Source organism: Sutterella sp. (assembly GCF_052272535.1).
Taxonomy (GTDB): Bacteria; Pseudomonadota; Gammaproteobacteria; order Burkholderiales; family Burkholderiaceae_F; genus Sutterella.
The window spans coordinates 1-3,899 of the sequence record NZ_DAVZJY010000213.1; the positions used below are offsets into that span (position 1 = coordinate 1).

6 protein-coding genes are annotated in these 3,899 nt (G+C 68.2%); 2 read left to right on the forward strand and 4 right to left on the reverse strand.

The features are described from left to right. Positions 1-46: 46 nt before the first annotated feature. From ACT6Y9_RS09250 to ACT6Y9_RS09260, 3 genes are read right to left on the reverse strand one after another with little or no spacing between them, the layout of a single operon-like run. A complete protein-coding gene (locus ACT6Y9_RS09250) occupies positions 47-517 on the reverse strand; it encodes a DUF2721 domain-containing protein (protein ID WP_295478854.1) in 471 nt (156 codons plus the stop codon). Positions 518-533: 16 nt separating this feature from the next. Continuing rightward, complete coding sequence (locus ACT6Y9_RS09255) at positions 534-989, reverse strand: DUF2721 domain-containing protein (protein ID WP_295478857.1); 456 nt, start codon at positions 987-989, stop codon at positions 534-536. 12 nt (positions 990-1,001) lie between these two features. Beyond that, positions 1,002-1,526: a YbaK/prolyl-tRNA synthetase associated domain-containing protein gene (locus ACT6Y9_RS09260; protein WP_443744315.1), complete on the reverse strand. Its 525-nt coding sequence runs from the start codon at positions 1,524-1,526 to the stop codon at positions 1,002-1,004. A 149-nt stretch (positions 1,527-1,675) separates the two neighbouring features. Here ACT6Y9_RS09260 and ruvX point away from each other — a divergent pair, with 149 nt between their 5' ends. Then, positions 1,676-2,092 carry a Holliday junction resolvase RuvX gene (gene ruvX / locus ACT6Y9_RS09265; RefSeq protein WP_443744316.1) on the forward strand — a complete coding sequence of 139 codons (417 nt, stop codon included), beginning with the start codon at positions 1,676-1,678 and terminating at the stop codon, positions 2,090-2,092. Positions 2,093-2,099: 7 nt separating this feature from the next. Continuing rightward, on the forward strand, positions 2,100-2,951 hold the full coding sequence (locus tag ACT6Y9_RS09270; RefSeq protein ID WP_443744317.1) for a lysophospholipid acyltransferase family protein: 852 nt from the start codon (positions 2,100-2,102) through the stop codon (positions 2,949-2,951). Between the two features lie 67 nt (positions 2,952-3,018). Here ACT6Y9_RS09270 and ACT6Y9_RS09275 read toward each other — a convergent pair whose 3' ends face one another. Continuing rightward, complete coding sequence (locus ACT6Y9_RS09275) at positions 3,019-3,837, reverse strand: symmetrical bis(5'-nucleosyl)-tetraphosphatase (RefSeq protein WP_295478869.1); 819 nt, start codon at positions 3,835-3,837, stop codon at positions 3,019-3,021. Positions 3,838-3,899 lie beyond the last annotated feature (62 nt).

Below are 3,899 nucleotides of genomic sequence, written 5' to 3' on the forward strand. Positions count from 1 at the left end.
GGCCGGAGGCGCCGTCTGAAGCCGCCCGGGAGGGGCGCGGGGAGACTCAAGCCTCCTTCTTTTCAGGCGACGGGACGTTCGCAACGGCAAGTGAGAGCGCCTTGAGCGAGACGCTGATTTCACTCGAGAAGAAGAGCGCGGAGAGCACGATCAGGAGCGTGGCGGCCACGAGGATCACGCTTTCGAGCGCCGCGAGGTCCACGTCGAAGAAGCGGCTCCCGACGCTGACGGCGACGAGCAGCGCAGAGAGTAGCGCCGAGAGGGCGACCGAAAGCATGCCGCGGCGCAGCAGCGACGCGCGCATGTAGAGCAGGTCGATCTCCTCGTCGATCACGGTGAGCAGAGGCGAGACTTCCGACTCGAGCGTATGACGCTTCGCCATGAGCTGACGGATGCGGTTCGTCGCGTGGTTGTAGCGGTTCGTCATGCAGATCATCAGGAGGCCGACGCCGGAGATGAGCGTGATCGGGCCGAGGGCGAGGGCGAGCGACTGGTTGAATTCAGTGACGGAGAGCATTTCTCTTCCTCCTCCGTTAGTCGAGCGGCAGCGGGGACTTGCCCGGCAGGTGTTCGATCGCCATGCGCAGCGCGTTGAGCGAGATGCGCACCTCGAGGCTGAAGTAGGCCGTCGAGGCGACGATCAGGGCGAGGGCGAGGGCGAGCCAGAGGGAGGACATGGTGACGAAGTTGAGTCCCGAGAGGTGCGCGATCACGTTCGTCGCGAGGAGCAGCCCCGAGCAGACGTCCGAGAGCACGAGGCAGAGCATCGCGCGGCGCAGGTACTTGGAGCGCCGGAAGATCAGGTGGATCTCGCGGTCGATGTCGGGTTCGTTCTCATAGTCGCCCGCCTCGCGCTGCTTGAGGAGCTGGCGGACGCGGTCGGTCGTGTGGTTGTAGCGCGCAACCATGCAGAGGAGCATGAGGCCGACGCCGGAGATCATCGTGATCGGCGTGAGCGAGTTGGCGAGCATGCTGGCGAAGAAGTCCATCGCTGCCTCCCCTTACTTTTCGGCGGCGCCCGGAGCGGGCTCGGCGGCGGGGGCCTTCAGGAAGTCCGCGGTCTTCGAATGGACGATCCGGTGAAAGTCCTCGGTGTTGATGATGATCGAGACGTCGCGGCCGCCCGCGTTGAACGCGAGCTCGTCGTAGCGCGTGAAGAGCGTCGGGTCGCAGATGAGCTCGAGCTCGGGGTGGAAGCTCACGGGGGGAACGGCGCCGAAGATGCAGCCGGTGAGCTCCATCACTTCGTCGGGCGAGGCGAGCGAGGCGCGGCGGCCGCCCACGGCGGCGGCGAGCTTGGAAAGGTCGGCCTGCATGTCGGCGGGCAGCACGCCGAGGACGTGCTTCTTGACGCCGTTGCCCTTGACGGTGCAGCAGAGCGCCTTGGCGCCCTGACCGAGCTCGGTGCCGCGGATCTCCGCGACCGATTGGCTCGACTGGCCGCAGGCGGGGTGGTGGACGACGCGGAAGCGCGCGCCGCCCTCGGTGAAGAGCGTCGTGAGGCGCTCGAGGACGTTGTCGATCATGGTGGTGTCCGAGGGAAATTCTGAGGCGCGCCGTGGGATCAGGTGCGGCGGGGCCGCCTCTCGTGATTTTTAGCCGCGCTTAGAATACGCCGATTCCGCGGCGCGCAAGCGCCCGCACCGCATCTTGATGCTCAAAGGAGAAGACCTTCATGCAGCAGCACCCCGAAGGCGTCGTGCTCGCCTTCGACTTCGGCCTCGCCCGGACGGGCGTCGCGGTCGGCAACACGCTCACGCGCTCCGCGCGGGCGCTCGCGATCCTCGACGCCACCACGAACGACGCGCGCTGGCGCGGCGTCGCCGCGCTCGTCGAGGAGTGGCATCCGGCCTTCCTCGTGGTCGGCGTTCCGCGCATGGGCGACGGCACGCCGTCGACTCTGACGGCGCGCTGCGAGCGCTTCGCGCGGCAGTTGGGCGGCCGCTTCCGCCTCAAGGTCTTCACGGTGGACGAGCGCTTCTCGTCGGTCGAGGTCGCGCAGGGGCGCGAGCACATCGACGACGAGGCCGCGCGCGTCATTCTCGAGCAGTTCTTTTCCGAGTCCGCCGCGGCGGACCACCCGCAGGAGTAAAGCGGCCATGCGCTACATCGTCGGGGGCGTGAGGTTTTTCATGCTCTTCTTACTTACCATCTTCATCTTCATCGCCGCATGCTGCGTGCTGCCGTGCCTCTCCCGGCGCGGGCGCGCCTGGCTGATCAAAAACCTCGCGCCCACGATTCCCTGGGTGCTCGGCGTGAAGGTCACCGTCAAGGGGCGCGTCCCCGATGCGGGCGCGGCTGCGGGCGTGCGCGCGGACGGTCCGGGCTACCTCGTTGCCGCGAACCACATCTCCTTCATGGACATCTTCATCCTCGACTCGATCCTGCCGGTGCGCTTCATCGCGAAGAAGGAGATCGGCTCCTGGCCGGTCTTCGGCGCGATCTCGAACCACGTCGGCACGATCTACATCGACCGCTCGAGGAAGCGCGCGGTGCTCGAAGTCGCCGAAAGCATGGCCGCGGCGCTGCGTGAAGGCACGAACGTGCTCTTCTTCCCGGAGGGCACGACGGGGCCGGGCACGCGGCTGCTGCCCTTCTACGCGAACCTCTTCGCCGCGGCCGAGCCCGCCGCCGCCGATCTTCTTCCCGTCACCGTGCGCTACACGCTCAAGGGCGAGACGAGCGACATTCCCTCCTACGCGAAGCTCACGCTTTGGGAGGTCCTGAAGCGCATCGTCTTCACGCCGGGGCTCGGCGCCGAGGTGACGATCCTCGATCCGATCCCGACGGCGGGCCGCGACCGGCGCGAACTCGCGCTTGAAGCCTCCCGCGTCATGTCGGGCGCCCTCGGCTGGCCCGACGCCACCGCCCTGAAGGAGCGCGAGCGCGAGGCGCGGCTTGAGGCCGCGGGCGTGCACCACGCCGAAGCCCCCAAGGCTCCCGCGCCCTGAGCGCACCAGACGGCATTGGAATCCTGCGGCCGCCTCCGGTTCTTCGCCGGGGCGGCCGCAGACGTATTCAAAACCCCTTCGGCGTCGCCCAGCAGGGGCACTTTTCCGAAAAGACGCGGCGGTCCGAGAGCCGGATCGCGGTGAGTTCGCCTCCCCAGAGGCAGCCCGTGTCGATCGCCATCAGGTCCGGGCGGTTGATGAGCCCGAGCGTGGACCAGTGGCCGAAGCAGATGGGCGTTTCGGCGAGGACCCGGCCGGGGAAGTCGAACCACGGCATGAGGTGCGCGGGCGCGCGTCCCGCACCCTCCTTCTGGTCGAAGTCGAGGTCTGCCGTACGGCGGTCCACGAACCGCATGCGCGTGAAGCAGTTGAGGGTGGCGCGCAGCCGGTCCTCGCCCGTGAGGTCGGGGCGCCACTGCGTGGGGCCGTACATGTTCGCGAGGGCGTGCTTCCAGTCGGGGCCGGCGAGGAGCGCCTCGGCCTCGCGCGCGAGCGTGCGCGCGGTCGCGAGGTCCCAGAGCGGGTGGATGCCGGCGTGCGCGAAGGCCACGCCTTTGTGCTCGAGCATCAGGGGACGCGTGCGCACCCAGTCGATGAGTTCGTCGCGGTCGGGCGCGGCGAGGATGTCGCCGATCGTGTCGCGGCGGTGCATCGTGCCCGCGCCCGCGGCGACCGCCAGCAGATGCATGTCGTGGTTGCCGAGGATCGCCTCGGCCCGGTCACCGAGGTTCTTCACGAAGCGAAGCGTCTCGAGCGACTGCGGTCCGCGGTTGACGAGGTCGCCCACGAAGATGAGGTGCGCGTCCGCGGGGAGCATTTCGAGGAGCCCCTCGAGACTTTCGAGACACCCCTGCAGATCCCCGATGGCGAAGACTTCGCGCGACATTGCCTTTCCCCCTCGTTTCAAGCTTGATGCGGCCGGCGTGGGCGCGCTAAGCTCACGCGCGC